General features: G+C 64.8%; 17 protein-coding genes. 5 read left to right on the forward strand and 12 right to left on the reverse strand.

What is annotated here, in order from left to right:
- Positions 1-5 precede the first annotated feature (5 nt).
- From CHB88_RS04870 to cyoA, 5 genes are read right to left on the reverse strand one after another with little or no spacing between them, the layout of a single operon-like run.
- Positions 6-809: an SURF1 family protein gene (locus CHB88_RS04870; RefSeq protein WP_089398161.1), complete on the reverse strand. Its 804-nt coding sequence runs from the start codon at positions 807-809 to the stop codon at positions 6-8.
- The gene (gene cyoD / locus CHB88_RS04875) at positions 806-1,228 is read right to left on the reverse strand and encodes a cytochrome o ubiquinol oxidase subunit IV (RefSeq protein WP_089398162.1); all 423 of its coding nucleotides are present in this window, start codon (positions 1,226-1,228) and stop codon (positions 806-808) included. Before cyoD ends, CHB88_RS04870 begins: the two co-directional genes overlap by 4 nt.
- Positions 1,225-1,860: a cytochrome o ubiquinol oxidase subunit III gene (cyoC, locus tag CHB88_RS04880; protein ID WP_089398163.1), complete on the reverse strand. Its 636-nt coding sequence runs from the start codon at positions 1,858-1,860 to the stop codon at positions 1,225-1,227. Before cyoC ends, cyoD begins: the two co-directional genes overlap by 4 nt.
- Positions 1,853-3,856 (reverse strand): cytochrome o ubiquinol oxidase subunit I, encoded by a 2,004-nt coding sequence (gene cyoB, locus CHB88_RS04885; RefSeq protein WP_089398164.1) that lies wholly within the window; start codon positions 3,854-3,856, stop codon positions 1,853-1,855. Before cyoB ends, cyoC begins: the two co-directional genes overlap by 8 nt.
- A gap of 2 nt (positions 3,857-3,858) precedes the next feature.
- Entirely contained in the window at positions 3,859-4,929 is a 1,071-nt protein-coding gene (gene cyoA, locus CHB88_RS04890) for a ubiquinol oxidase subunit II (protein WP_089398165.1), read from the reverse strand.
- A 172-nt stretch (positions 4,930-5,101) separates the two neighbouring features.
- Here cyoA and CHB88_RS04895 point away from each other — a divergent pair, with 172 nt between their 5' ends.
- On the forward strand, positions 5,102-6,451 hold the full coding sequence (locus CHB88_RS04895; RefSeq protein ID WP_089398166.1) for an MFS transporter: 1,350 nt from the start codon (positions 5,102-5,104) through the stop codon (positions 6,449-6,451).
- Between the two features lie 627 nt (positions 6,452-7,078).
- On the opposite strand, the gene CHB88_RS04900 is transcribed toward CHB88_RS04895, so the two are convergent.
- A complete protein-coding gene (locus CHB88_RS04900) occupies positions 7,079-7,909 on the reverse strand; it encodes a YdcF family protein (protein WP_089398167.1) in 831 nt (276 codons plus the stop codon).
- A gap of 260 nt (positions 7,910-8,169) precedes the next feature.
- Positions 8,170-9,906 (reverse strand): histidine kinase famiy protein, encoded by a 1,737-nt coding sequence (locus tag CHB88_RS04905; protein ID WP_089398168.1) that lies wholly within the window; start codon positions 9,904-9,906, stop codon positions 8,170-8,172.
- Between the two features lie 323 nt (positions 9,907-10,229).
- Here CHB88_RS04905 and CHB88_RS04910 point away from each other — a divergent pair, with 323 nt between their 5' ends.
- Positions 10,230-13,004 (forward strand): EAL domain-containing protein, encoded by a 2,775-nt coding sequence (locus tag CHB88_RS04910; protein WP_176442317.1) that lies wholly within the window; start codon positions 10,230-10,232, stop codon positions 13,002-13,004.
- Here the strand turns inward: CHB88_RS04910 and CHB88_RS04915 are convergent, their stop codons facing one another.
- Positions 13,005-13,907 (reverse strand): DMT family transporter, encoded by a 903-nt coding sequence (locus CHB88_RS04915; RefSeq protein WP_089398170.1) that lies wholly within the window; start codon positions 13,905-13,907, stop codon positions 13,005-13,007. It abuts the gene before it with no gap.
- Positions 13,908-14,195: 288 nt separating this feature from the next.
- Between CHB88_RS04915 and CHB88_RS04920 the strand changes: the two genes are divergently transcribed.
- A complete protein-coding gene (locus tag CHB88_RS04920) occupies positions 14,196-16,124 on the forward strand; it encodes a cytochrome c/FTR1 family iron permease (protein ID WP_089398171.1) in 1,929 nt (642 codons plus the stop codon).
- A gap of 91 nt (positions 16,125-16,215) precedes the next feature.
- Here CHB88_RS04920 and CHB88_RS04925 read toward each other — a convergent pair whose 3' ends face one another.
- From CHB88_RS04925 to CHB88_RS04935, 3 genes are all read right to left on the reverse strand, one after another.
- Complete coding sequence (locus tag CHB88_RS04925) at positions 16,216-17,286, reverse strand: ABC transporter substrate-binding protein (RefSeq protein WP_089398172.1); 1,071 nt, start codon at positions 17,284-17,286, stop codon at positions 16,216-16,218.
- Positions 17,283-18,800, reverse strand: coding sequence for an ethanolamine ammonia-lyase reactivating factor EutA (locus CHB88_RS04930; RefSeq protein WP_089398173.1), 1,518 nt, complete (start codon positions 18,798-18,800; stop codon positions 17,283-17,285). Before CHB88_RS04930 ends, CHB88_RS04925 begins: the two co-directional genes overlap by 4 nt.
- Before the next feature lie 94 nt (positions 18,801-18,894).
- Positions 18,895-20,106 carry a cupin domain-containing protein gene (locus CHB88_RS04935; RefSeq protein WP_089398174.1) on the reverse strand — a complete coding sequence of 404 codons (1,212 nt, stop codon included), beginning with the start codon at positions 20,104-20,106 and terminating at the stop codon, positions 18,895-18,897.
- Positions 20,107-20,350: 244 nt separating this feature from the next.
- Here CHB88_RS04935 and nikR point away from each other — a divergent pair, with 244 nt between their 5' ends.
- Positions 20,351-20,806 (forward strand): nickel-responsive transcriptional regulator NikR, encoded by a 456-nt coding sequence (nikR, locus tag CHB88_RS04940; RefSeq protein ID WP_089398175.1) that lies wholly within the window; start codon positions 20,351-20,353, stop codon positions 20,804-20,806.
- Positions 20,807-20,827: 21 nt separating this feature from the next.
- Here nikR and CHB88_RS04945 read toward each other — a convergent pair whose 3' ends face one another.
- Positions 20,828-22,873, reverse strand: coding sequence for a TonB-dependent receptor (locus CHB88_RS04945; RefSeq protein ID WP_089398176.1), 2,046 nt, complete (start codon positions 22,871-22,873; stop codon positions 20,828-20,830).
- Positions 22,874-23,392: 519 nt separating this feature from the next.
- On the opposite strand from CHB88_RS04945, the gene CHB88_RS04950 reads away from it, so the two are divergent.
- Positions 23,393-26,020, forward strand: a complete 2,628-nt coding sequence (locus CHB88_RS04950) for a bifunctional diguanylate cyclase/phosphodiesterase (protein WP_176442318.1) — start codon at positions 23,393-23,395, stop codon at positions 26,018-26,020.
- Positions 26,021-26,055 lie beyond the last annotated feature (35 nt).

The following is a 26,055-nucleotide window of genomic DNA, read 5'->3' on the forward strand; positions in this document are numbered from 1 at the left end:
CAGCATCAGCCCCGGCGCCGCTTGCGCTCGTCCCGGACCACCCAGAAGAAGGCGGCCGCGACCATCAAGGCAAGAGCATACCAAGTTACGGCATAGACCAAATGGCTGTTGTGAAAGGCGATGACGGTGAGTCCGCCGGTCGGCCGCACGCCGCCTGCGCCGGCGTTTTGTGCCTCGGCATCGGCCTGGCTGGCGTCGGCATCGACGAAATAGGGAGCGACGCGCTCCAGGCGGCGCGCAGCGGCAATCGCTTGCACGTCGCGCGAATACCAGCGGTCGGCGGCGGGATCGTTCTTGCGCAGGAAGCCGCCGTTTGGCTCGCTGATGCGCAGCAGGCCGGTGACGGTCACCGTCGGCCTGTCGGCGGCCGGCGGCTCCTTGGCCATGATCTGTCCCGGCGGGATGAAGCCGCGGTTCACCAGCACGATGCTGCCGTCGGCCTGGCGCAGCGGCGTCAGCAGCCAGTAGCCGCTGCCGAGGTCGGTGACGGCCTGGACGCGGGCGGCGTGTTCATGGAGGAAAACGCCGGACAGCCGCACATGGCGGTACTCGTCGGATTCGGCGGTGACGGCAGGCCAGCGCTCGGGGCCGGGCGCGGGAACCGGCTCGGCATGCACGCGCTGGTTGACGCGCTCGATCAGGTCCTGTTTCCAGTGCAGGCGTTTCACCTGCCAGGTCCCCAAAGCGCAAAAGGCGGCGAAGAACATCGCCGCCAGGATGGCAAGCACCACGCGGGTGGTACGGGAGCGCGAGCGGGGCGGGGCTTCGGTGAAAGCCCCTTCCCCGCCCTGCGCCGGCCGCTGCGTCATGGCAGCTTGTGCACGTGCTGCGCGGCGTCCGGGCCCATGCCCGGCATCATGTTGTGGTTCATGTGGTACATGACCCAGATCGAGCCGGCCAGCATGATGCCGACGACCAGCACGGTGAAAAGCATTGCCAGCATGGACCAGCCGCCTTCCGCCTTCGAGTTCATGTGCAGGAAGTAGATCATATGCACCACGATCTGCACGACGGCAAATCCGAGCAGGACGATGCCCAGGGTGCCGGAGCTGTCGATCTTCTTGCCCATCACCAGCCAGAACGGGATGGCGGTCAGGATCACCGACAGGATGAAGCCGACGGCGTAGCTCTTCAGGCTGCCGTGGTCATGGCCGTCATGGCCATGGTGATCGCCGTGGCCGTGGTGCTCGTGGGCGCCGTGCGCCGGTTGTGCGTGATGTCCGCTCATGGCAGAACTCCCATCAGGTAGACAAAGGTGAAGACGCCGATCCAGACCACGTCGAGGAAGTGCCAGAACATCGACAGGCACATCAGGCGGCGGCGGTTCTCGGGGATCAGTCCGTGGCGGTTCAGCTGGAAGCACAGCGTCACCAGCCAGACGATGCCGAAGGTCACGTGCAGGCCGTGGGTAGCCACCAGCGAGAAGAACGCGGTCAGGAAGCCGCTGCGCTGCGGGCCGGCGCCTTCGTGGATCAGGTGGGCGAACTCATACAGTTCCAGCGAGAGGAAGGCCAGGCCGAACAGACCGGTGACCCCGAGCCACATCAGGGTGCTGCCGAGACGCTTCTTCTGCGACTCCAGCATGGCGAAGCCGTAGGTGATCGACGAGAACAGCAGCATGGCGGTGTTGAGCGCCACCAGCGGCAGGTCGAACAGCTCCGCGCCGCTCGGACCGCCGGCGTAATTTCGGCCGAGCACCGCATAGCCGATGAACAGGCAGGCGAAGATCAGGCAGTCGCTCATCAGGTAAATCCAGAAGCCGAGCAGCGTGCCGTTTTCCGGATGGTGCTCCTTCACATAGAAGCGGGAGCTCTTGTCGGCGCTGATGGCGCTTTCAGGGGTGGCGAGGATCTCAGACATGGCTTTCCAGCATTCGAGTACGCGCGGCTTCGGTACGGACCACCTGGTCCGCCGGGATGTAGAAGTCGCGCTTGTAGTTGAAGGTATGGACGATGATCGCGGTCAGCATCGAGACGAAGCCGATGCCGGCCACCAGCCACATCTGCCAGATCAGGGCGAAGCCGACCAGCGCGGACAGTGCGGCGATGATGAAGCCGGCGCCCGTGTTCTTCGGCATGTGGATGGGCACGAAGCCTTCCATCGGGCGGACGTAGCCGGCCTTCTTCATGTCGGCCCAGGCGTCGGTGTCGAAGACGCGCGGGGTGAACGCGAAATTGTAGTCAGGCGGCGGCGACGAGGTCGACCATTCCAGGGTGCGGCCGTTCCATGGGTCGCCGGTCACGTCGGCCAGCGCATGGCGGCGCTTGAAGCTGACGTAGAACTGCATGCCCATGGCGCCGATGCCGAGCGCGATCAGGACCGCGCCGAGGGCGGCGATCTGGAACCAGATCTGCAGCGACGGATCCTCGAAGTGGCTCATGCGGCGGGTGACGCCCATCAGGCCGAGCACGTACAGCGGCATGAAGGCGAGGTAGAAGCCGACCAGCCAGCACCAGAAGGAGACCTTGCCCCAGAACTCGTCCAGCTTGAAGCCGAAGGCCTTCGGGAACCAGTAGTTGATGCCGGCGAACAGGCCGAACACCACGCCGCCGATGATCACGTTGTGGAAGTGGGCGATCAGGAACAGGCTGTTGTGCAGCACGAAGTCGGCCGCCGGAACCGCCAGCAGCACGCCGGTCATGCCGCCGATGACGAAGGTGATCATGAAGCCCACCGTCCACAGCATCGGCACGTCGAAGCGGATGCGGCCGCGGTACATGGTGAAGAGCCAGTTGAAGATCTTGGCGCCGGTCGGGATCGAGATGATCATCGTGGTGATGCCGAAGAACGAGTTCACGCTGGCGCCCGAACCCATGGTGAAGAAGTGATGCAGCCACACCAGGTAGGACAGGATGGTGATGACCACGGTCGCGTACACCATGGACTTGTAGCCGAACAGGCGCTTGCCGGAGAAGGTGGACACCACTTCCGAGAAGATGCCGAACACCGGCAGAACCAGGATGTAGACCTCGGGATGGCCCCAGATCCAGATCAGGTTCACGTACAGCATGGCGTTGCCGCCGAGGTCATTGGTGAAGAAGTTCATGCCGAACATGCGGTCCAGGGACAGCATGGCGAGCACGGCAGTCAGCACCGGGAAGGCGGCGACGATCAGCACGTTGGTGCAGAGCGAGGTCCAGGTGAACACCGGCATCTTCATCATGGTCATGCCGGGAGCGCGCATCTTGATGATGGTGACGATCAGGTTCACGCCGGACAGCAGCGTGCCGACGCCCGCCACCTGCAGCGCCCAGATGTAGTAATCCACGCCGACGTCGGGGCTGGCCAGAATGCCGGACAGCGGCGGATAGGCGAGCCAGCCGGTGCGGGCGAATTCACCCACGAACAGCGAGGCCATCACCAGCACGGCGCCGAAGGTGGTCATCCAGAAGCTGAAGTTGTTCAGGAACGGGAAGGCGACGTCTCGCGCGCCGATCTGCAGCGGCACGACATAGTTCATCAGGCCCGTCACCAGCGGCATCGCGACGAAGAAGATCATGATCACGCCGTGGGCGGTGAAGACCTGGTCGTAGTGGTGCGGCGGCAGGAAGCCGGCGGAGTCGCCGAAGGCGACCGCCTGCTGGGCGCGCATCATGAGGGCGTCGGCGAAGCCGCGCAGCAGCATGACGAGGCCGAGCACGATGTACATGATGCCGATTTTCTTGTGGTCGATGCTGGTGAACCAGTCGCGCCACAGCGGGCCCCACAGCTTGAACTTGGTCAGCAGGGTGAGGACGGCGAGTCCGCCGATCGCCACCATGATGAAGGTGCCGATCAGGATCGGCTCATGGAAGGGAATCGCATCCCAGCCCAGCCGACCGAAGATAAGCTTGGTCAGATCGATGTTGTCTAACATGATTACTCTTTATGGAAATGATTTGCCGGGTGCACCGTGTCGGCGCCGTTCTGGGCGACGTGGCCGGCATGGCCGGCGTGGGCAGCCTCGGCGGCGGGTTGTTCCGGCTTCGCCGCGCTGGCTGCACCGGCTTCATGTGCATTCAGGTTCGCGGCCGCGTTGCGGATGCGGTTCGCATCGTCGGCCATCATTTGATTGATGCAGGTCGAGCCCGGTTCCACGCAGCGATTCAGAATGGCGGTGTACAGGCCGTTGTCGACGCCGCCATAGCGGCGCACCGGCTCGCGCTCGCTCGGCTTTTCCAGCGCGAGGTAGTCGGCGCGGGTCAGCGGCTTGCTCTCGGACTTGGTGCGCGCGACCCAGTTGTCGAAGTCGGCGGCGGCGACGCCGCGGTACTTGAAGCGCATGTGCGAGAAGCCGGCGCCGCTGTAGTTGGCGGAAAAGCCTTCATACTCGCCGACCTTGTTGATCACGGCGTTGAGCTGGGTCTCCATGCCAGGCATGGCGTAGATCTGGCCGGCCAGCGCGGGAACGTAGAAGCCGTTCATCACGTTGGAAGCGGTGATCTTGAAGCGCACCGGCACGTCGACCGGGGTGACCAGTTCGTTGACGGTGGCGATGCCCTGCTCCGGATAAATGAACAGCCATTTCCAGTCGAGCGCCACGACCTGCACTTCCAGCGCCTTGTGGTCGGCGGCGAGCGGCCGGCTGGCATCGATGCGATCCAGCGGACGGTAGGGATCGAGCTTGTGGGTGCTGATCCAGGTGATCAGGCCGAGGACGATGATGATCAGCAGCGGAGCGCCCCAGATGATCAACTCCAGCTTGGTGGAATGATCCCAGTCAGGCTCATATTTGGCCGAGGTATTGTTTTTCCGGTAGCGCCATGCAAAGATGAGCGTCAGGGCGATCACGGGAACGATGATAAGAAGCATCAAGGCCGTAGAAATGATGACAAGTCGGCCCTGTTGAGCGGCGATATCGCCTGACGGATTCAGCACCACCGTTTCACATCCGGCGAGCAGAACTGAAGGCAATAAGAATAAGCCGCGACGAACTATCTGGGAAATCATGCGGTGGCTAGAAGAGAAGTAGAGGGAAGCTAACCGCGCGAGTTTACCGTCGATGGGGCGTCTTGCCGATTGGACGTTTTGTCCCACCCTTCGCATGCCCTGCCAACAAAGGGGCAGCGGAGATCGCTAAACCGATACACAGTACCGATACACTGTAGCCGAGGAGACAACAATGGCTGGAACCATCACTTATCGCGGCAGCTTTCCGGCGGATGCCGGGCCGCATTCGGCCGACAATGGCGCGTTCGGCGCCGACACCCAGGAAGGACATGTCGCTCCGGGCGAGATCGCCATCGGCGTGGTCATAGGACGCGCCTCGGAGTACTTCGATTTCTTCGTCTACGCCATCGCCTCGGTGCTGGTGTTTCCCTCAGTCTTCTTCCCTTTCGCGGACAGGCTGACCGGCGCACTGTATGCCTTCATGATCTTTTCGCTAGCCTTTGTGGCAAGGCCGATCGGCACCGTGGCCTTCATGGCCATCCAGCGCCGCTTCAGCCGCGAAGTCAAGCTCACCCTGGCGCTGGTCCTGCTCGGCGCCTCCACCGCCGGCATCGCCTTCCTGCCCAATCATGCCCATCTCGGCATGGCGGCCATCGGGCTGCTGGCGGCGTTCCGCATCGGCCAGGGTGTGGCGCTCGGCGGCGCCTGGGATGGCCTACCGTCGCTGCTGGCCCTGAATGCGCCGGCGCACCGCCGCGGCTGGTACGCCATGCTGGGCCAGCTCGGCGCACCGGTCGGCTTCATCCTTGCCGCCGGCCTGTTCTCCTACCTGATGGCGGAGCTGTCGCAGCGCGACTTCCTCGAATGGGGCTGGCGCTATACCTTCTACGTTGCCTTCGCGATCAATGTGGTGGCACTGTTCGCCCGTCTGCGCCTGGTCACGACGCCGGAGTACGAGCGCCTGCTCAATGAACGCGAGCTGCAGCCCGCCGGCGCCATCCGCATGATGCGCAACCAGGGTCGCAATGTGCTGATCGGCGCCCTCGCCGCCCTGGCCAGCTACGCCCTGTTCCACCTGGTGACGGTGTTCCCGCTGTCGTGGATCAGCCTGTACTCCCAGCGCTCGGTGAGCGAATTCCTGGCACTGCAGATGGCGGGCGCGGTGCTGGCCGCCGGCGGCATCGTCGCCTCCGGCCTGATCGCCGACCGTCTCGGACGCCGCACCACGCTCGGCACGCTGGCCGTGCTGATCGCATTGTTCAGCGCCTGCATACCGACCCTGATGGATGGCGGCATCCTTGGCCAGAACATCTTCATCCTGGCCGGCTTCGCCCTGCTCGGCCTGTCCTATGGCCAGGCCGCCGGCGCCGTGACGTCGAACTTCGCCAGCAAGTACCGCTACACCGGCGCGGCGCTCACCTCGGACGTCGCCTGGCTTGTCGGCGCCGGCTTCGCGCCGCTGATCGCGCTGTTCCTGGCCGCGAATTTCGGTCTTGCCTACGTCAGCCTCTACCTGCTGTCGGGCGCCGGCTGCTCGCTTGCCGCACTGAGCCTGAACAAGGCGCTGACTTACCGGGACTGACAGGGAAGCCTGCCTGAGCAGTTGGCCGAAACGCCGCCGCTGGAAGCGTCCAGCGGCGGCGTTTTCTTTGGCGGACGCGAAACCGCAGCGCGCAGCGCGGCAAGTCGAACCGCATCCGCAGCCATGCCCTGCTGCGAACCGCGACTGATCTGCGTCGTCATTGACGCGGGCTGAACTGCTACACTGGCGCCCTTTCCGCTTGCCCGCTTCAACCATCCATGTCGGAACAACTGTACGGTCTTTTCCTGGTGTGGTCGGTGCGCCTCACCCTGATGCTGGCTGACGATGCCGCCATGCTGGCCTTTATTTTCTGCCAATAAGCGCCCTTTCCATGCAGGCCGCTGCTGCCTGCCGCCGTCTCCGAGGGCTTCCGGATGAGCGTCAGATAGCCGCCCGTGAATTCCGATTGAAGCGCGCTGCCGCTGCGCATGGCGGCGCTGCGTGACTATGTGTTCAATCCATTGGAGCAAGCGCGATCGGCGCCGTCATCACGGCGTCACATTCGCCGCTTATGATGCCTCCATTCGCCGCACAGGCCATCGATAGGCATGGCGGCGAAGAGGTGGGCCTTGACCTGACAGATAAGGAAGGTCCCACCGACCAGATTTTCTTCAAATCATCAAGCCATCAAGGCTGCGTAGCCGAGGCAGCCGCATTGCATGGCCGCGGCAGCACCGCAGGCGTCTTCCGCGTCACGGCATAGCTGACCAACCCTGCCCATTCATGCACCGCGCTGTCGAGTTCGGCCAGGTTGGCGCCGAGGTTCAGATCCAGCCGCAGCAGATGGCCGGGCCAGCTCTGGTGATCGACCGGATAGGGAATCACCGGCCAGCCCAGCGCGCAGAACACGCCGATAGCGCGCGGCATGTGCGCGGCGGATGTTATCAGCACCCAGTTTTCTCCTGGCCGTGGGCTGACCAGTCTTTTCGAATAGAGCGCATTTTCGACGGTGTTGCGCGACGCGATTTCGAACGTCACCCCCGCGGGATCCGGCCCAATCTGCGCGAACAGCATGCGCGCCACCTCCCCCTCCCGGTAATCCCGGTCGACCAGCCGGCCGGACCCGCCGGAAAAAATCAGCTTGGCTTGGGGATAGCGGCGGGCCAGCGCGATGAAAGCCATGGGTCGTTCGGCATGCGCGGTGAATTCCGGCTGCCGCCAGACGGAACTGTGGCCAGCCCGCTCGGCCCCGCCCAGCATGATGATGCCGTCCACTCTTTCCGGCAGAACCGGGTTTGCGGGAAAGCGGCTCTCGAGTGGAAAGAGCAACCACTCGCCGACCGGAAAAAACGCGACCGGCAGCAATGCCAGCAAAAGGAAGGCCGCAGCCCGGCGCGCCAGCCGCAGATTGCCCGTCCGCAGAAGGAGCAGGATCAGCGCCAGGCCGACGAGCATCACGCTGCTGGGCGAGACGATGAACCAGGCCAGCTTGGATGCGAGGAAAAAAGCGGTGTCCATCCAGCTCCAAAGTCATGCAATGAATTCGACCGCCACCCTACTGGGTTGAGAAAGATCAAGGCGACGATCTTGAGCGGAATCAAGTACTTGGCGTGCTTGCCCCTGGGTTGTCCACAAGCTTACCCACCAAAACTGTGGATAAGCCGGTTTACCCTTTACGGGCGCTCAATACGGCGAGTGAACTGCACGGCGCGGAGGGATTATGCGGCAAATGCGGTGACGGCGGAAACCGCCATGCGGCGTATCGGCGTGACGTCGGTTCAATGCCTGTGGCCGAAGGTATCGGCCACCATCGTCGTCGCACCGCCGGGAGGTTGGTCCAGCACGGCGCGAATCTTCTCCTCCAGTTCGGCGCGCCGGTAAGGCTTGCTCAGGATATCCATCGAGCCGGCGCCCTCCTTCTGGTAAGAGAGTTCATCCATATAACCCGTGGTGAGCAGGACCGGCACATCCGGCAGCCGCTTGCGCACCTTCTCCGCCAGCACCAGGCCGTTCATGCCGCCCGGCATGACGAGATCGGTGAACAGCAGGTCGATGCGCTGCGCCCGATCCAGCATGTCCAGCGCCTGCTCGCCGCTGGCTGCCGACAGCACGCGGAAGCCGAGGGACAGCAAGGTGCTTTCCGCCACTTGCCGCACGTCGTCGCTGTCCTCCACTAGCAGGATGGTGCGCGTCGCAGCCGCGGCCTGGCCTGGAGCTGGATACGAACGCGGCGCCGCGCCGACGCCATGCTCGGACGCCAGGGGGAACATCATCTGTACCGTCGTTCCCTTTCCCGGGTGACTGTCGATGTGGAGCCGGCCATGGGACTGCTGCACGAAGCCGTGCACCATCGCCAGTCCAAGGCCGGTGCCCGGCACCTTGGTAGTGAAAAAGGGCTCGACGGCACGATCCAGCACGTCGGGCGTCATGCCCGCGCCTTCGTCGGTAATGCTGAGGCTGACGAAATTGCCGGCGAGCGGCCGCTGGCTGCCCGCGCCTTCCTTGCCGTTCACCGTGCCGGTGGCGATGGTCACCCTTCCGCCGCCCGGCATGGCGTCGCGGGCATTGATCAGCACGTTCAGCAGCGCCATCTCCATGTGGGTGGGATCGACGATGCAGGCCGGCAGGCCTGGCTTCAGTTGCAGCCTGAGGTCGACGCTCTCTCCAAGGGTGCGCGCCAGCATTTCGCTGAATTCCACCACCAGGGTATTGAGATTGACCTGCCTGGGTTCCAGCCGCTGCTTGCGGGCAAAGGTGAGCAGTTGCTGGGTCAGCTTGCCGCCCTTGAAAGCGGCTTGCTCGGCGCGATCGAGCGCATCGCGCAGGCGCGGATTGTCGCTGGCCTGGTGCTTGGCGAGTTCCAGATTGCCGGTCACGACCTGCAGCAGATTGTTGAAGTCATGGGCGAGGCCCGCCGTCAGCTGGCCGATCGCCTCCATCTTCTGCGCCTGGCGGAACGATTGCTCCGAGACCCGGCGCTGCGTGATGTCGAGCTGGGAAGCGAAGAAGTAGGTCAGCCTGCCTTCGGCATCGAAGATCGGTCCGATGAAAAGCGCGTTCCAGAACGGCGAGCCGTCCGCCTTGTAGTTCAGGATGTCCACCGCCACCGCACGGTGTTCGCGGACGGCGGCGCGGATTTCGGCCACCGTGTCCGGATCGGTGTTCGGACCCTGCAGCATGCGGCAATTCCGGCCGATGACCTGCGTCTCTTCGTAGCCCGACATGTCGAGGAAGGCGCGATTGACGAAGACGATGGGATTGTCTTCCTGGTTGGGGTCGGTCACCAGCATCGGCATGCGCGTCATTTCCACCGCGGCGAAAAAAACGCTGTTGCGCTGGTCCAGTCCGGGGCGCGAGATGAAGCTGGCCTGCCAGTGCCGGAGGCCGGGATTGCCGAGCGGGTCGAAGCTGTTTCCCTCCAGTTCGCCCGATGCCGGCACGCCCGCGCTTTGTCCGCCGCCCTGAACGTCGAGCGGCTTGGCGCCATCCTCTTCCCGTTTGCTGCCTGTGCTCATCGATGCATCCGAATCCTCAAATTGCTTTCACATCGCCTGCCGGCGCCGTGTTCGGGCAGCCCTCGCCGCGGCGGCTACCCGATTGGACGAAGGACGGGCCGATCTGTTCAACCCGCATGCTCAATCCCGAGCCAGAAGATGGCAGCCGGCGCGCGGCAAGTCCACGTCATTTTTTCCCCGAGAGTAGGTTTTTTCCGCAACAACGTGATAGCATATTTCCGAGGGGAAATTACAATTCTCCAGAGACAAAAACCACCAGCCCGCTCGGCCGATGACGGCAGCTGCCAGCGGCGCTTACAGAGGACATGCAGGCGGAGACGAACGTGTCAGCGGACGAAGATCTCAAGGCCAGACTCATGGAATGCGAGCAGAGGCTTCAATTCCTGTCCCAGTTTTCGTCCGACTGGTATTGGGAACAGGATGCCGAGTTCCGGTTCACCCACATCAGCCGCAATTCCCTGTCCGAAGAACGCTTTCCGCGCAGCCTGAGCATCGGCAAGCGGCGCTGGGACCTGCCCTACGTCGGCATCACCGAAGCCGAATGGGAAGCGCATCGGGCGCTGCTGCGTGCGCACCAGCCCTTTCACGACTTCATTCTCAAGCGCTACGACACCAAGGGCAATCTGTATTACACCAGCCTGAGCGGCGCTCCCTTCTACGATGGCGACGGCAATTTCAAGGGCTACCGCGGCATCGGCCGCGACGTCACCAAGCGCAAGCAGATGGAGCAGCAGGCGGCGCTGGAGCATGCGGTGGTGCGCGTCATCACCGAGGCCAGCGACGTCGTCTCGGCCCTGCCGCGCATCCTGCAGGCGATCTGCGAAACCCTCGACTGGGACTATGGCGCCTATTGGGGCGCCGAGGGACAGAACGAGCTGATCCGCCAGCTCTACGTCTGGCATGTGCCGGACCTCGCCGCCGAGCGCTTCGTCGGCAGCGGCAGCAGCTGGGTCGCCAGCCGGGAGAACGCCGGCGGCAACGACGGCGACGTGGTGCGCAAGGCCTGGCTGGGGCAGCAGCCGGTGTCGATACAGAATCTCTCATTGCAGCCCGCGTTCCAGCGCGCCGGCCAGGCACAGGAACTCGGACTGCGCACCGCGTTCGCCTTCCCGGTGGTGATCGGCGACCGGACCCATGGGGTGATGGAGTTCTACAGCCGCACGATGCGCGAAGTGGAAGCCTCGCTGCTGGCCAGCCTGACCACGGTCGGCAACCAGATCGGCCTGTTTTGCCAGCGCAAGCAGCTGGAGTCGCGGCAGGTCATGCAGCATATCGTCACTCGGCTGCTGTCGGAGTCCGACACGGTGGAAGTGGCCATGCCGGCCATCATCCAGACCGTCTGCCAGACCCTGGGCTGGGATTACGGCGGCTATTGGTGCATGGATACGCAGACGCGGATGGTGAACTGCCGCGCCTTGTGGAGCATCGACAGGCTGACCGACAGCAGTTTCGTCCAGCAAACGCGGCAGAAGGCCATCTTCCTCTCGCGCCTGACCAATGAACGCAATGCCGGCCACCTCGGCACCGTCTGGCGCGAGCGCATTCCGGTTTGGGTGGCCGACATCGGCGCCACCCTTGAATACCGGCATCACCGCACCCGGCTGGGCGCCGAATCCGCGCTGCACTCCATCTTCGCCTTCCCGATCGTCGACGGCCAGGAAGTGTTGGGCGCCCTCGAATTCTTCAGCCGCACCATCCGGCAGCCGGACGATACGCTGCTCGAAACGGCCCAGGCGATCGGCATCCAGGTCGGCCAGTTCCATCGTCGCAAGGAAGCGGAGGAACGGATCCAGTATCTCGCCTTCTATGATGCCCTGACTGGCCTGCCCAACCGACCCTTCTTCGTGCAGCAGCTCAACCATGCGCTGGCCAAGGCGCGCCGTTCCGCCGCCCGCCTGGCGTTGCTGTTCATCGACGTCGACCGATTCAAGCACATCAACGACAGCCTCGGCCATGAAGCCGGCGACCAGCTGCTGGCGGAAATGGCGTCCCGCTTCAAGGCCTGCATACGCGAGAGCGATACCGTCGGCCGGCTCGGCGGCGATGAATTCGTGATTCTCCTGGAAGGCATCAAGGACGCGCGCGAGGCGGCGGTGGTGTCGCGCAAGATCAACGAGGCGGCGCTGCGGCCGTTCACCATCGGCGCGCAGGAATATCAGGTCTCGGCCAGCATCGGCATCAGCCTGTATCCCGACAATGGCGACAATGCGCAGGTCATGATGAAGCATGCCGACATCGCCATGTACCAGACCAAGGAAAGCGGCAAGAACCACTATCAGTTCTATTCGCCGCAGATCGACCGCGACGCTTCCAGCCGCCTGGCGATGGAAGCGGAACTGCGGCAGGCGCTGGAACGCAACCAGCTTCGCCTGCACTATCAGCCCAAGGTGAGCCTGGACAGCGGACGCATCAGCGGCATGGAAGCCCTGCTGCGCTGGGCGCATCCGGAGCTGGGCATGGTGCCGCCGTCGGTCTTCATTCCGCTGGCGGAGGAAACCGGCATGATCGAATCCATCGGCGCCTGGGTGCTGCAGGAAGCCTGTGCGCAGAGCAAGCGCTGGGAAAACGAGGGGCTGCCGCCGCTGCGCATTTCGGTCAATCTCTCGCCGCGCCAGTTCAACAGCGAAGACCTGATCGCCGACATCGCCCAGGCGCTGATCCAGCATCAGCTGCAGCCGGGCGTGCTGGAGCTGGAAATTACGGAAAGCACGGTCACGCGCAATGCGGAGAAGGCGGCGCGGGTGCTGGCCCGGGTGCAGGCCATGGGCGTGTCGGTCGCCATCGACGATTTCGGCACCGGCTACTCATCCCTGAGCCAGCTCAAGCATTTTCCGATCAATACCTTGAAGATAGACCGCTCCTTCATTGCCGACGTCACCGTCAACCGGGCCAACAAGGCGATCGTCCGGGCAGTCGTCGCCATGGGCAAGGCGCTCGGCCTGAACCTGGTGGCGGAGGGCGTGGAAAGCGACGAGCAGATGCAGTTCCTGCAAAGCGTTTCATGCAACGAAGTCCAGGGCAGCTATTTCAGCGGCCCCCTGCCGCCCCGCGAGTTCGCCGAGCTGCTGCGCCAGGACGAGGCGCTGCTGCGTCATTGATCAGCTGCGCGACGACAGCACGATTCCTCCGACGATCAGCAGGAAGGCCACCGCATGGTAGGCATGCGGCATCTCGCCCAGGATGGCTGAGGAAAGGATCGCAGCGAACAGCGGCGTGAGGTTGTTGAAGAAGGCGGCGATGTTCGGCCCCACCCGCTGCACGCCCACGCCCCAGCAGCGGAAGGCGATGATGGCCGGGCCGATGGCGACATAAGCCAGGGCCGCCGCGAGCGGCCAGCCCCATTCCACGTGATGGTCGCCCAGGCTCCATTCGCCGGCGGCGAAGACGGCCGACCACGCCACGCCGTACGTCACCTGGGCGGCGAGGAAGCTGGCCCAGTGGCCGTTGCGTATGCCGTCCGGCACGCCGGGGCGTCCGAGCAGCCAGCTGTAGATGGACCAGGCGATGGTGGCCAGCACCATGAAGATGTCGCCCGGCACCAGGCGCAGCGACAGCAACTGCTGCCATTGGCCCCGGCTCAACACGATCAGCACGCCGGCCATGGACAGCGCCGCGCCCATGGTCTGGCGCCGGCTGACGCGGGCGCCGAAAAACAGCCAGCCGATCAGCAGCATCCACACCGGCATCGACGCCGCCACCAGGGTGACGTTGATTGGCGTCGAACTCTGCAGCGCCAGGTATTGCAGCGCGTTGTAGAGGCCGATGCCGAGCAGCCCCAGCACCGAGAAACGGCGCCAATGGGTCAGCAGACCGCTCCCCGGCCGGTAGATGAAGGCGGCGAGCGGCGCGAGCAGCACGAGCGCGATGGCCCAGCGCAGCAGGTTCAGGGTGATGGGCGGAACCATGTCATGCAGCAGCCGACCGACGATGGCATTGCCTGCCCAGAGCAGCGGCGGAACGGCGAGGAGGAGCGCAGTGGATGGAGTGAGCTGGGTCTTCATGCTGGATGCTGGGAACGGCCGGACGGCAACTGCGCGCCCGCTGTACTGGCTGGCCGACACGGCGGCGCACCGGTTTCTGCCGTCAGGATCACTGCCGGACGAAGGACGGACGCTACTTTGCGGCAATGAAAAGGTGACGCGGAGCATACCATAGGCGCCGGCACGGTGATTTGCGCCGGCTTGTCCCGGAATTGCCTGAAAACACTCATCGATTCCAGTCTTGCGGCGAATGCAAAAGTATCCGCCAGAAGTATAATGATTCTCATTCTCTAGAATCTCCGCGCGATCATGACATCCTCCCTCAGACTGGCCGTCGGCTTGCTGATCTGCCTCTTCGGCTTGTGCAATGCCGCCCGCGCCGATTCGGCGAGCGAGCAGAAGACACGGCAAACCTGGCAGATCCTCGACTATCTGGCTGTCGACTATGGCGGCGCCGTGGAGGACGGCAAGGTCAAGAGCGCGGATGAGTATGCCGAGATGCAGGAATTCGCCCAGACTTCGGAGCGCAACCTCGCGGAACTGCCCGACGGTCCCGCCAAGGCCCGGCTGCTCCAGGAAGCGGCCGCGCTGAAGAACGACATTGCCGCCAAGGCCGGCCAGGACCAGGTCGGCCGGCGCGCCCGCGGATTGGCCGCCGCCCTGCTCGCCGCCTATCCGGTGCCGGTGGCGCCGTCGAAGATGCCCGATCTGCAAGCCGGCGCCAAGCTGTACCAGGCGCAATGCGCCTCCTGCCACGGCGCCGAGGGGCGGGGCAACGGTCCGCTGGCCGCCAGGCTGTCGCCGCCGCCGGCCGACCTGACCGACCATGAGCGTGCCAGCCAGCGCAGCCTGTTCGGCCTGCATCAGATCGTCACCCAGGGCATCTCGGGCACGTCCATGCCGGCGTTTTCGCAGCTCTCCGATGACGAGCGCTGGGCGCTCGCCTTCTTCGTCTCCAGCCTTTCCTATACCGATGCCGACCGCCAGGCCGGGCAGAAGCTGTGGAAGGAAAACAAGGTCGGGATCGCGGCTGCCATTCCCAATATCGCCGGTCTGACCCAGCTGTCGGAAATGGCGCTGGCCGAAAAGCTGCCGCCGGACCAGGCCCGCGCCGCCCTCGCCTTCCTGCGCAGCAATCCGGAAAACCTCGCCCAGTCGCGCCACGACAGCCTGGCGGTGGCGCAATCGCGCCTGAAGGAAAGCCTGGCGGCGCTGCAGGACGGCAAGCAGTCCGAGGCGGTGCGGCTGGCCCTATCCGCTTATCTGGACGGCTTCGAGCCGGTGGAGCCGGCGCTGGCGGTCAAGGACAAGAACCTGTTCGACGAGATCGAGAAAACCATGGGCAGCTTCCGCAATGCCGTCACCGCGCGCGACATGGCCGGCGCCGCCGCCATCGAAGGCAAGCTCCAGGGCATGCTCGGTCAGGCGCAGGAAGCGCTGGCCTCGACCAGCGAGGATCCGCTCGGCGTGTTCATCGGGGCGCTGACCATCCTGCTGCGCGAGGGACTGGAAGCGCTGCTGATCGTGGTGGCGATGATCGCCTTCCTGAAGAAAGCGCAGCGCCAGGACGTGATCCGCTATGTGCATGCCGGCTGGACCTCGGCGCTGGCCGCCGGCGGCCTGACCTGGTTCATCGCCACCAGCCTGGTCGACATGAGCGGCGCCAGCCGCGAGCTCACCGAAGGCTTCTCCGCCATCTTCGCCGCCGTGGTGCTGCTGAGCGTCGGCGTCTGGATGCATCAGAAGAGCCTGGCCGGCCGCTGGCAAGCCTATGTGAAGGAAAAGCTGTCCTCGGCGCTGAACCGCAGCTCCGCCATGATGCTGTTCGTGCTGGCCTTCGTCACGGTGTACCGGGAAGTGTTCGAAACGGTGCTGTTCTACGCCGCCCTCTGGACCGAGGGCAACGGCATCTATCTGCTGTCCGGCCTGGGCACCGGCTTGCTGATCCTGGCGGGCGTGGCGCTGGTGATGCTCAAGACCAGCTCGCGCCTGCCGATTTCGCAATTCTTCGCCGCCAGCTCGGCCCTGGTCGCCATCCTGTCCTTCGTCCTGATCGGCAAGGGCGTGGCGGCGCTGCAGGAAGCCGGCATGCTGGGCGTGACGCCGGTGCCGATGCCGCGCATCGACCTGCTCGGCATGTATCCCTCGCTGCAGTCGGTGGCGGCGCAGGTGGTGGTGGTGCTGATCATCATCGCCAGCGTCAGCTACAACCTGCGCTCCACCCGCAGCCCCCGCTAACCCATAAGACAAAGGCCTCGCTCCGGATCACCCGGCGCGAGGCCTTTTCATTGATGCATTTCGATCGGTGCGGCCGGAGCGGCCGGCGTTCTTATTGCCGCTTCAGGAACAGGCTGCTCCATTTCCGCTCCCACTTCTCACTTTCATCCAGCACCTCGCCGACATCGATCATGGTGGAAGGAAAGTTGTTGAGTTCGCTCTTGACCTTGGTGCTGGCCGGTATGCGGCCCATGGACTTCAGCAGTTCCTGTCCTTCCGGCGACAGCACGTAGTCGGCGAACAGCAGCGCCGCATGCGGATGCGGCGCATTGCGGGCCACGCCCAGGGCCTGCGGCCGCGCGATCACCGGCTCGATCGGCGCCCAGTCGATGGGCGCGCCGCGCCGCTTCAGCGATTCGGCGACCGAGTTGTACACCGTCAGCGCCACCGGCACTTCGCCGGCCGCCACCAGCTCCGTCAGCAGGATGTGGCCCTTGCGCACATCCGGCCGCAGTTCCGACAGCTTGTCGAAAAACTGGGCGCCGCGCTCGGCGCCGAGCTTCTTCACCATGGCGGCCATCCATTCGCTGTCGGTGGCTTCGATGCCGAGGCGCCCCTTCCACTTCGGATCGGCGAAACCTTCGTAGGAATTGGGCAGATCCTCGCGCTTGATCTTGGCGGTATTGTAGGCGACGACGAAGTAATTCAGCCGGTCGGAAACCCAGAGCCGGTGTGACGGAATGGCGCCGGGCGGCAGATCCGCCAGATAGGGGCTGAAGAATTCGGCGGTGAGCTTTTCCCGCGCGATCATCTCCACTTCAGGGGCGTTGGTTTCGATGACATCCACCGCGTAACGCCGGGCCTTGCCCTCGGTGACGGTACGCTGGACCACCTTCTCGCTCACCGCCCGCCACAGCTCCACCTTGATGCCATACTTTTTCTCGAAGGCGTTGGCCAGCGGCATGGATTCGGAGGGTGCGAGCGAGGTGTACAGCGTCACCGTTCCCTCCTGCTTCGCCTTCTCCACCAGCTTCTGATCGCGGTCGGCGCCACGGTACTGGAAGACGGCGTCATTGCGTCCGGCGTTCTGCGCCGGCACGCTGCCCGCCGCCGCGGACAGGGCGAGCGCCAGCGCTGCCGTCAGCACGCGGCGGCGCGGTGTGAAACGAGAGAAGAGACTCATGCTGCCTCCGCTGCGACCGGCCGCCCGAGCGCGGCCGAAGTTGGGAATACCAGGGACTTGATCACCACCGGCACCGCGCCGGAGGTTTCCAGCATGGCCCCGATGTCGATGAAGTCGAACTCCTTCAGCGTCACGCCATCGATGGAAACAATGGTGCTGGCCAGCTTCAGCTCTTCCACGCAATGGATGCCGATCAGGCCGCCGATATCGCCGTCGCCCACCAGGATCAGCGGATGGCCGTTCTCCAGCAAGGCCGCAAGCCCGGCGACGGCGCCGCGGCAGAAGGCGTCCATGCGGGCAAAGGTGGCCGATTCCTGCCAGCGGTAGCACAGCGCGACCGGCCGTTCGCCATGCTGCAGATCGAGCCGGCGCAGCGCCGCCTGGATGCCGGCGGCGATGCGGGCCGGGTCCAGCGCTTCGTCGGCGAGCGGCAGATCGGGCGTGACCACGGCGATGTTCCGCAGCGGCAGCGCTTCCAGCGGCGCGACGTAAATGGTGCTGCCGCTGACCTGCACCGTGTACTGCGAGGCGCCGACGACGGTGGCCCGTATGCCCTGTTCCGGAGCGGCCACCGGCACGCCCCACTGCCTTACCTTGGCGAGAATGGCACGCGCCAGGCGCGGCCCCAGATCGCCGAAGCCCTGCGCCTGCTTGTCGTAGATGTACTCCGACACGCCGCCGGAAAAGGTGATCACGTCGGGCCGATGGCGATTGCTCAATGCGTCCAGCCGCAGCAGTGCCGCCGTCTGGGCATCCAGCGCCGGCTGGCTGATGACGGCGAACAGGCGGCTGGCCATGCATTCGGCCATGCGGTCCAGGTCGGCGTCGGCCGGACGCATGCCGATCTCCAGCGGGATCCCGGCTTCGGCGGCGAAGCGGCGCCCCGCCTCTTCGATGCGCTGCACGCGGCCGCCGGCATCGAGGCAGACGATGCGTGCGCCGACATCCACCGCCGTGAGCTCCGCCAGCTCGCCGGCTTCGCACAGCGCGATCTTGGAGGTGCCGCCGCCGATGTCGATATTCATCACCCGCACGCCGTCCCGGATGGAGCGGGCGGCGGCGCCGGAACCGAAGGCGGCGAGCGTGGTTTCCAGGCCGTCGCCGGCGCTGACGGAAACGAACTTGCCGGCCTGCGCGGCGAACAGCTCGCCGATGGCGCGGGCATTGCTGCGGCGGACCGCCACGCCGGTCAGGATCAGGGCGCCGGTGTCGATCGCCTCCGGCAGGATGCCGGCCAGCCGGTACTGCTGCTCGATGAAGGCGCCGAGCGCCGCCGCGTCGATGGTGTGGTCGTCGGCGTATGGCGTGAGCATCACCTCGGATTCATGCAGGATTTCGCGCTCCGAGACGATGTAGCGGTTGTCGAGCCGCTCCAGCAGCAACCGGGAAAACACCAGATGGGACGTGGATGAGCCGATGTCGACGCCGACGCTGGTGAGGCGGATTTCATCCTCCTCTTCCAGGCTTCTGCGTACATTGCTGAAGAAGATGCGGCCGCCGGATTCTGTAGTCATGGCACTCGATAGCGTCAATCAGGAAAGGCGGCGCGATGATGCGGCCGCCGTGGATCGTCTTCGAATTGCGCCGGCACGGGCGCCGGCAGCCGGCCTATTTCTGCGGGACGTCGGACGGCTTCACGTACCAGGCCGGGTCCATCCGGCTCGGCACGCCGTTGCGCTGCAGCGTTTCCTCGTACTCCTTGCGGATGAAGGGATCCTCCATCCAGTACGGGATGGCGGTGCCGCCTTCGTTGATTTCGCGCGCGGTGTAGTCGGTGTGCTTCTCGCCCGGCGGCCCGGGATCGCGGCCGGGATTGTGCGGGCCGAACCAGGCGGTGAGGCGGAACGGGTCCTTGGACACGCTGAAGTGCTGGTGGTACCAGCGCGCGCCGCCGGGAGCGGCCGTCACCATGCCGCCCTGTTCGTAGTCCACCCGGCGCACCTTGTCGGCATGGCCGGTTTGCCAGGGGTTTTCGCCATACTTCTCCGGCCAGGTGTAGGTGTAGCCCTTGCCCTTCAGGCAAATCAGCACCGCCGCCGAGGTATGCGCATGCGCCTTCGAGTAGCGGCCGTTCTCGTGCTGGCCGATCCAGAAGTAGAAGCAGTTGTTGGTCATGAACGGCTCGATGCGGCGGTAGCCGGGCGAGCGCCGGTTGTCCAGCGGCAGGTCGCAGTTGATTGCGTCCGGAATCAGATTGGTGCGCCGCATCGCCAGGCCGCGCACCGGGTCCGGCTCGATGTCGTCCTTCGGCTTGTAGAAGTCGTCGGCGCCGCTGAAGCGGTCGCGGAACACGAAGGGATTGTTGAACACCGCGTCGTAGTTGTTGAGCAGGTTGATGACGTTGGGCGCGGTGGTCCCGGCCAGCAGCAGCGCGCCGCCGGAAGAGCCGTTGACGATGCGGTACCAGGCATTCATCGGAATGGAGAACATGGAGCCCTTCTGCCATTCGAACACATGCTTCTTGCTGTCGCCTTCCTGCCAGACCTCGGTGGTGCCGCGCCCTTCCAGCACCAGGAAGATCTCCTCGTACATGTGCTTCTCGGGGTTCAGGGCGCCTGCCGGCGGCACCTCGACCACGTAGCAGCCCCACTTGCCTTCGGTGCCGAGCAGCTGGATGTAATGGCCGCGGCCGCCCTTGCGCTTCCACGGCACCAGCGGCAGGTCGTGCACCTTGCGGATGCCGATGTCGCGGAACACCGGCACGCCTTCCGACTCCATGAAGGCGTCATAGGGCGTGGGCTGCTTGCGGAATTCGCCGAAGCCGGCGCGCTTGTTCCCCGCCGGCTCATGCCAGTGGGTCTGGTCCTTGTCATGCGGCATTGTCGTCTCCTGCTCGAATGGTTTGGCTTGTTGTTATGCGCGGGGCGTACCGGTCGCATCCATCTCGGCGCAGATTTTTACCGGTCGCTTTTGTTCCCTTATATGGAACGATGTTCTCTTTTTCAATTCATGCTACCGAAGCGCCGGACGGAAGTCAATTGCGCGGGTACGCCTGCCCCGCAGTCCGATTCGACGTTACCATTGCGTTCATTCCGACAAGCGCCGGCCAGGCCGGCATGACCCCATGCGCCGCATTACCATTTCCGTCGATGATTCCCTCGCCGAGCAGTTCGAGCAGCTGATCGAGCGCCATGGTTACGAGAACCGCTCCGAAGCCTTCCGCGACCTGCTGCGCGGCCGCCTGGAGCAGGAGCGCAAGAGCACCTACCAGGCGCGCTATTGCATCGCCAGCCTGAGCTATGTCTACAACCATCATGAACGGGAATTGTCGAGCCGGCTGGCGGCGCTGCAGCATGAACACCATGACATCTGCGTCTCCAGCATGCACGTGCACCTGGACCACGACGACTGCCTGGAAACCATCGTGCTGCGCGGCCCCTACCGCCAGGTGCATGCCTTCGCCAACAGCGTCATCGCCCAGAGCGGCGTACGCCATGGGCAGATCAATCTGGTGCCGGTGGACATGGCAACGCCGACGCTGGCACAGCACCAGCATCCGCACTTCCATCCCAAGACCTGAAATCCCGGGAGCGCTGCGGCGTTAGAAGTTGGTGACGAGGGTGACGCGGAAGGAGCGCGACTCGATCGGATGGAAATGCACGTCCGGCGTGGCCGACCCAGGCGGCTCGCCGGCGAGGCGCGACTCATAGTAGTAATCGATGGCGGAGTCGCGCCGGTTCAGCAGGTTGAAGCCTTCCAGCTCCACGCGCATCTTCGGATTGATCCTGTAGCCGATGCGGCCATTGAGCGTGGTCGTCGAGCGCGAGCGCACGCTGTTGTCTTCGATCAGCGGCCGCGGGCCGAAATAACGCAGCTGCAGCGCGCCGAAATAGGGACCGAGATTATCCACCGCCATGGCCACCGAGGCGACGCCTTCCACGGCGCCGGGGATGCGGCTGCCGACCGGGTCGGCATCGCGGAACCGGGCGCGGGCGAAGGCGATGTCCGCATCCAGCGTCAGCCATGAGGTCGGCTTGTAGTAGTTGTTGAACTCGATGCCGTAGCGGCGGCTGGGCCGGCTCGCCTCGGTGGTGCCGGCATCGCCGATGAACAGCAGCTCCGAGTCGAAGTCGAGCCGGTACAGCGCCAGGGTGCTTTGCAGGCCCGGGATGATTTCGCTGCGCATGCCCACTTCCATGCCCTTGGAGCGCACCAGGGGCGTGACCCGGTTGACCGGATTGCCGCTGGCCGGATCGACAGAAATCGTGGCTCCTCGGGCATCGTTGCTGTGGAAGCCGGTGCCGACGTTCAGGTAGTACTCGGTCTTCGCCCAGGGCCCGAAGATGAAGCTGAGCTTGGGGCTGGCGATGCTGTCCGTCGCGGTGCCGGAATTGGCGGGCTTGTCGCTCTTGACGTTGAAGCGGTAATGGTCGCTGCGCAGGCCTGCCACAGTGCGGAACCAATCGTTCCAGCCGGTGCGGTTTTCGAAATAGATGCCGGCGCTGCTTTCCACCACATGATCCTGCCGCACCGTGGACAGGGTGCGCCGCGCCGCCGTCTGCAGCAGGCCGTTGAAGGCATTGTCGTTCTGCAGCTGCAGCCCGATGGTGTTTTCCATGGATCGACCAAGCCAGTTGCCGCGCCAGGTGTGGCTGGCATTCATCCCGGCGGTGGTGCGGCGGTCGGGCTGGGCGAACTGGTCGCCGTTGATCGGGTCGTTGAGAAAATAAGTGAAATTGGAGAAGAGGTCGAGCTTGTTGTGGATGAGGTAGGCATTCACGCTGCTCGATTCCTGCGCGGTGCTGCGGCGCCATGCGGCCGACAGGCTGTAGCGGTGGGACTGGCCGCCGTCGGTGGGATCGACGGTATCGAAGCGGCCGAGCAGCCCGCCATTCACCGCGCGCTGGGGTATCTGGTCGGTGGCATTCCACTTGGCGCGGTAAGCCATGGCGCTGAGATTGAAGCCATTGGCAGCATTGCCCTCGCTGTAGCGCAGCACGCCGTTGAACTTGCGGTAATCGTCCGGCCGGGTGAAGGGGCCGTCGTTGTGGAACAGTTCCAGCGCGTACAGCAGGTTGCCGTTGCCCGCCTTGGGCGAATCGGCCAGCAAGGTGCGCAGGTAGCCGTTCTGGCCGATGCCGACACTGGCAATGCCCTGCGCCAGCTTGTCGGCATAGACGATGCTGGCGCTGCCGGCGGTGGCGAAGTCGCCTTCCGAGGCGCTGTACGGCCCCTTGGCGTACTCCATGCGCGTGACCAGTTCCGGAATGAGGAAATTCAGGTCGGTCCAGCCTTGGCCGTGCGCATGGCTGCGCTGGTTGACCAGCATGCCGTCGACAGTGGTGCGCAGGTCGGTGCCGTGGTCGAGGTTGAAGCCGCGCAGGTAGAACTGGTTGGCCTTGCCCTCTCCGCTGTGCTGGCTGACGATCAGCCCCGGCATCGCTTCCAGCAGTTCCCCGGTGCGGTACACGGTGCGCGCCTCCAGCTGCTGCTGGGTGATGATGCCGGCATTGGCGGTGTCGGCAATGCCGAGCTGGCTGTTGCGGGAGGTTTCCACCACCACCGATGGCAGGGTGCGCTCAGGCTCGGCCGCCCGCGCCATGGACATGGCGAGCACTGCGCAAGCCAGCGCGGCGGGAAGCGGCATCAAACGGAACGGCAGGCGGGATGGAAAACATGCTTCTGCGGCAGGAACCATGGGTTGTCTCTATCGTTTTGTCAGCCAGACGGAGGGCCGACAGTCTTATTGTCGGCGCAAAAGCTTGGCATCTTAACCATTGCAAGTCCGCGCCGTATGATTTTTTAAGAAATGTTCTTACACCGTGCGACTATTGTAGCTCGGAATTCCTTTATATGGAACCTTGTTCCAATAATTATGCGCTCGGCGAACACCTCCTTCCTGGGCTGCGCAAGCCCCGGTAGCGGCGATTTCGAAGAAAGGGGAAGACGGGCGGAAAGCCTCCCGCCGCGATCCCGGTCATCGGAGAGGGCCAGACCTGCTCGTGGCAGGCATCGAATGACATGGAACTGTGGCTGCAACATCTGGCCGCACGAATGGTCCAATGACATTGGCCCATCCCTCGAGGCAACAGCCGACGTGCGCTTCCTCAATCGTTTTCTCGAGCCGAACGTCCGTTCCAGACGGATTATCATCCCGCGCGGCAGCATGGGCGCCGTACTATTCTGGCCGCTGGCTGCGCTGCTGCTGGCGCTGGCGGGATGGTCCGTGCTGCTGGCCAATCTGCGCCAGGACCGGGCGGCGATCGAGGGCAATGCGCTGCGCGAAGCGACGGCCTTCGCCAACAGCCATGCGGAGTACCTGAGCCGCACCGTCGAATCGATAGACCAGGTCACGCTGCACGTGCGGTATGCCTGGCAGCAGTCGCAGGGCAAGCTGCACCTGGATGCCCTGAACGCACAAGGCTTGTTCCCGCCCTCCTCCTACTCTTACCTGGCGATCACCGACCGCGACGGCCGCATCGTCACCAGCACACTGCCGGAACTGCGCGGCCTGGAGATCGGAGACCGCGGCTATTTCCGCCTGCAGCGCGAGGCGGATACCGACAGCGTCTTCATCGGCGAGCCGGTGTATGGCCGCGGCACCGGGCGCCAGGTCCTGCACGTCTCGCGCCGCCTGCTGGACGAGCGCGGCGGCTTCGCCGGCGTCGTGCTGGTGGCCGTGACCCTCAGCTATTTCACCGCCACTTATGATCCGGTGGTGATGGGCAGCCTCGGCTTCCTCGGCATGTCCAGCAACGACGGCCAGGAGCGCACCATGCGCGTCGGCCACCGCGTGAGCGCCCCGGGCGAGCGCTTCCTGATGCAGGCGCCGGCCAATGCCCTGCTCGGCGGCACCGGCCTGCTCGAGGGCCGGCGCTGGTTCGCCGACGGCCGCGCCCGCTATGTCGCCTGGCAGGCGGTCTACGGCTATCCCCTGATCGCCTTCGCCGGCCTCGACCGGGAAGAAGTGCTGGCGCCGTATCAGCGCAACGCCGACGCCTCCATGTACTACGCCACGCTTGCCAGCCTCGCCCTGCTGGCATTCGCTACGATCGCCACCGTCCTTTCGCTGCGGCTGGCGTGGCGCAAGCAGCAGGTGACGGTCCTGCAAACCACCTACCGACTCGCCACCGAAGCCGGCACGGAAGGGTTTTACATCGCGCATCCGGTCCGCGCCGCCGATGGCGGCATTGCCGATTTCGAAGTCATGGACTGCAACCGGCGCGGCGCCGAGTTCTTCGGGTCCCGGCGGGAGGAATTCATCGGCATACGCCTGAGCAGCTGCCATCCCGGCGAGCAGGGCGTCCGCTTCCTCCACCTGCTGACCCAGGCCTGGCACGAAGGTCGCAAGGAAGCGGAGCTGCCGCTCGCATCGCGGCGCGGCGATGAACCGCGCTGGATCGCGCTGCAGGCGCTGCGGGCGGAGGACAATCTGGCGGTCACCCTGCGCGACATCACCGATGCCAAGGCGCACGTGGCCGAGCTGGAGCAGCGCAGCAACCATGATGCGCTCACCGGCCTGCCGAACCGCCACTGGGTCGGCCTGCATGTGCCGCAGTCGATCGCGGCGGCGGCTCACAGCGGCGCCACCCTCGCTTTTCTGTTCATCGATCTCGACGGCTTCAAGACGGTCAACGACAGCATGGGTCATGAGGCCGGCGACCAGGTGCTGCGCGTTGCCGCCAAGCGGCTGCGCCTGGCGGTACGGCCGCAAGATCACGTGGTGCGGCTGGGCGGCGACGAGTTCGTGGTCATTCTGGAGGGCATCGGCAGCAAGGAAGACGCGGCCCAGGTGGCGCAGCGCATCCTGCAATCCTTCGAAGAGCGCTTCCACGTCGCCGGCGCCACCCATGCCATCGGCACCTCGATCGGCATCAGTCTCTATCCGCAGGATGGCGGCGACGTGGATACCCTGCTCAAGCATGCGGACGTGGCGATGTACTCGGTCAAGACCACCGGCAAGCGCAATTACCGCTTCTACGACCAGAAGTTCTATGACGCGCTGATGGCCAGCCTGCGCCAGGAGTCGGAACTGCGGCATGCCATCGACCATGACCAGTTCGTGCTGCACTATCAGCCCCGGGTCGACATCTCTACCGGCGTCACTTCCAGCATGGAAGCGCTGGTGCGCTGGGCGCATCCGCTGCGCGGCCTGGTGGAGCCGAGCGAGTTCATCCCGATCGCCGAGGATACCGGCCTGATCCTGCCGCTGGGCGAACTGATCATCGACAAGGTATGCGCGCAGCTGGCGTTCTGGGCGCGCAGCGGCCAGGAACTGGTGCCGGTGTCGGTGAACGTCTCGCCGCGGCAGTTCAGCGAGGCCAACATGGCGACGGTGATCCGTTCCGCCATCGAGCGCAATGGACTGGAACCCAGCCTGATCGAGATCGAGCTGACGGAATCGTCAATGCTCACCGATACGGACGAACTGACCGAAACCATCGCCGCCATCCGCGGCATGGGCGTGAAGCTGCTGGTGGACGACTTCGGCACCGGCTATTCGTCGCTGTCGCAATTGCAGCGGCTGGATGTGGACGTGCTCAAGGTCGACCGCGCCTTCACCGCCGAACTCGGGAAGACGGAACAGGGCAAGGTGTTCTTCACCGCCATCGTCACCATGGCCCACGCGCTGGGCATGCGGGTGGTGGCCGAGGGCGTGGAGAGCGAAGCGCAATTGCGAATCCTGAAATCGCTGCGCTGCGACGAGATCCAGGGCTACTTCGTCTCCCGCCCCCTGCCGCCGACCGATACTCAGCCGATCTTGCCGAAATGGTTTCTGCCTTCCGCCCTGTAATGCGCTGCAGGGGTGCCATGCTCCCGGCGCCGGGT

It is taken from the genome of Noviherbaspirillum humi, assembly GCF_900188095.1.
GTDB lineage: Bacteria > Pseudomonadota > Gammaproteobacteria > Burkholderiales > Burkholderiaceae_D > Noviherbaspirillum > Noviherbaspirillum humi.

Coding starts and splice junctions, on each gene's coding strand:
- CHB88_RS04900 (WP_089398167.1), bottom strand. CDS start 7,909: ATGGACACCGCTTTTTTCCTCGCATCCAAGCTGGCCTGGTTCATCGTC.
- CHB88_RS04870 (WP_089398161.1), bottom strand. CDS start 809: ATGACGCAGCGGCCGGCGCAGGGCGGGGAAGGGGCTTTCACCGAAGCC.
- CHB88_RS04935 (WP_089398174.1), bottom strand. CDS start 20,106: ATGCCGCATGACAAGGACCAGACCCACTGGCATGAGCCGGCGGGGAAC.
- CHB88_RS04930 (WP_089398173.1), bottom strand. CDS start 18,800: ATGACTACAGAATCCGGCGGCCGCATCTTCTTCAGCAATGTACGCAGA.
- CHB88_RS04905 (WP_089398168.1), bottom strand. CDS start 9,906: ATGAGCACAGGCAGCAAACGGGAAGAGGATGGCGCCAAGCCGCTCGAC.
- nikR (WP_089398175.1), top strand. CDS start 20,351: ATGCGCCGCATTACCATTTCCGTCGATGATTCCCTCGCCGAGCAGTTC.
- CHB88_RS04925 (WP_089398172.1), bottom strand. CDS start 17,286: ATGAGTCTCTTCTCTCGTTTCACACCGCGCCGCCGCGTGCTGACGGCA.
- CHB88_RS04920 (WP_089398171.1), top strand. CDS start 14,196: ATGACATCCTCCCTCAGACTGGCCGTCGGCTTGCTGATCTGCCTCTTC.
- cyoB (WP_089398164.1), bottom strand. CDS start 3,856: ATGTTAGACAACATCGATCTGACCAAGCTTATCTTCGGTCGGCTGGGC.
- cyoA (WP_089398165.1), bottom strand. CDS start 4,929: ATGATTTCCCAGATAGTTCGTCGCGGCTTATTCTTATTGCCTTCAGTT.
- CHB88_RS04895 (WP_089398166.1), top strand. CDS start 5,102: ATGGCTGGAACCATCACTTATCGCGGCAGCTTTCCGGCGGATGCCGGG.
- cyoC (WP_089398163.1), bottom strand. CDS start 1,860: ATGTCTGAGATCCTCGCCACCCCTGAAAGCGCCATCAGCGCCGACAAG.
- CHB88_RS04950 (WP_176442318.1), top strand. CDS start 23,393: ATGGGCGCCGTACTATTCTGGCCGCTGGCTGCGCTGCTGCTGGCGCTG.
- CHB88_RS04945 (WP_089398176.1), bottom strand. CDS start 22,873: ATGCCGCTTCCCGCCGCGCTGGCTTGCGCAGTGCTCGCCATGTCCATG.
- cyoD (WP_089398162.1), bottom strand. CDS start 1,228: ATGAGCGGACATCACGCACAACCGGCGCACGGCGCCCACGAGCACCAC.
- CHB88_RS04915 (WP_089398170.1), bottom strand. CDS start 13,907: ATGAAGACCCAGCTCACTCCATCCACTGCGCTCCTCCTCGCCGTTCCG.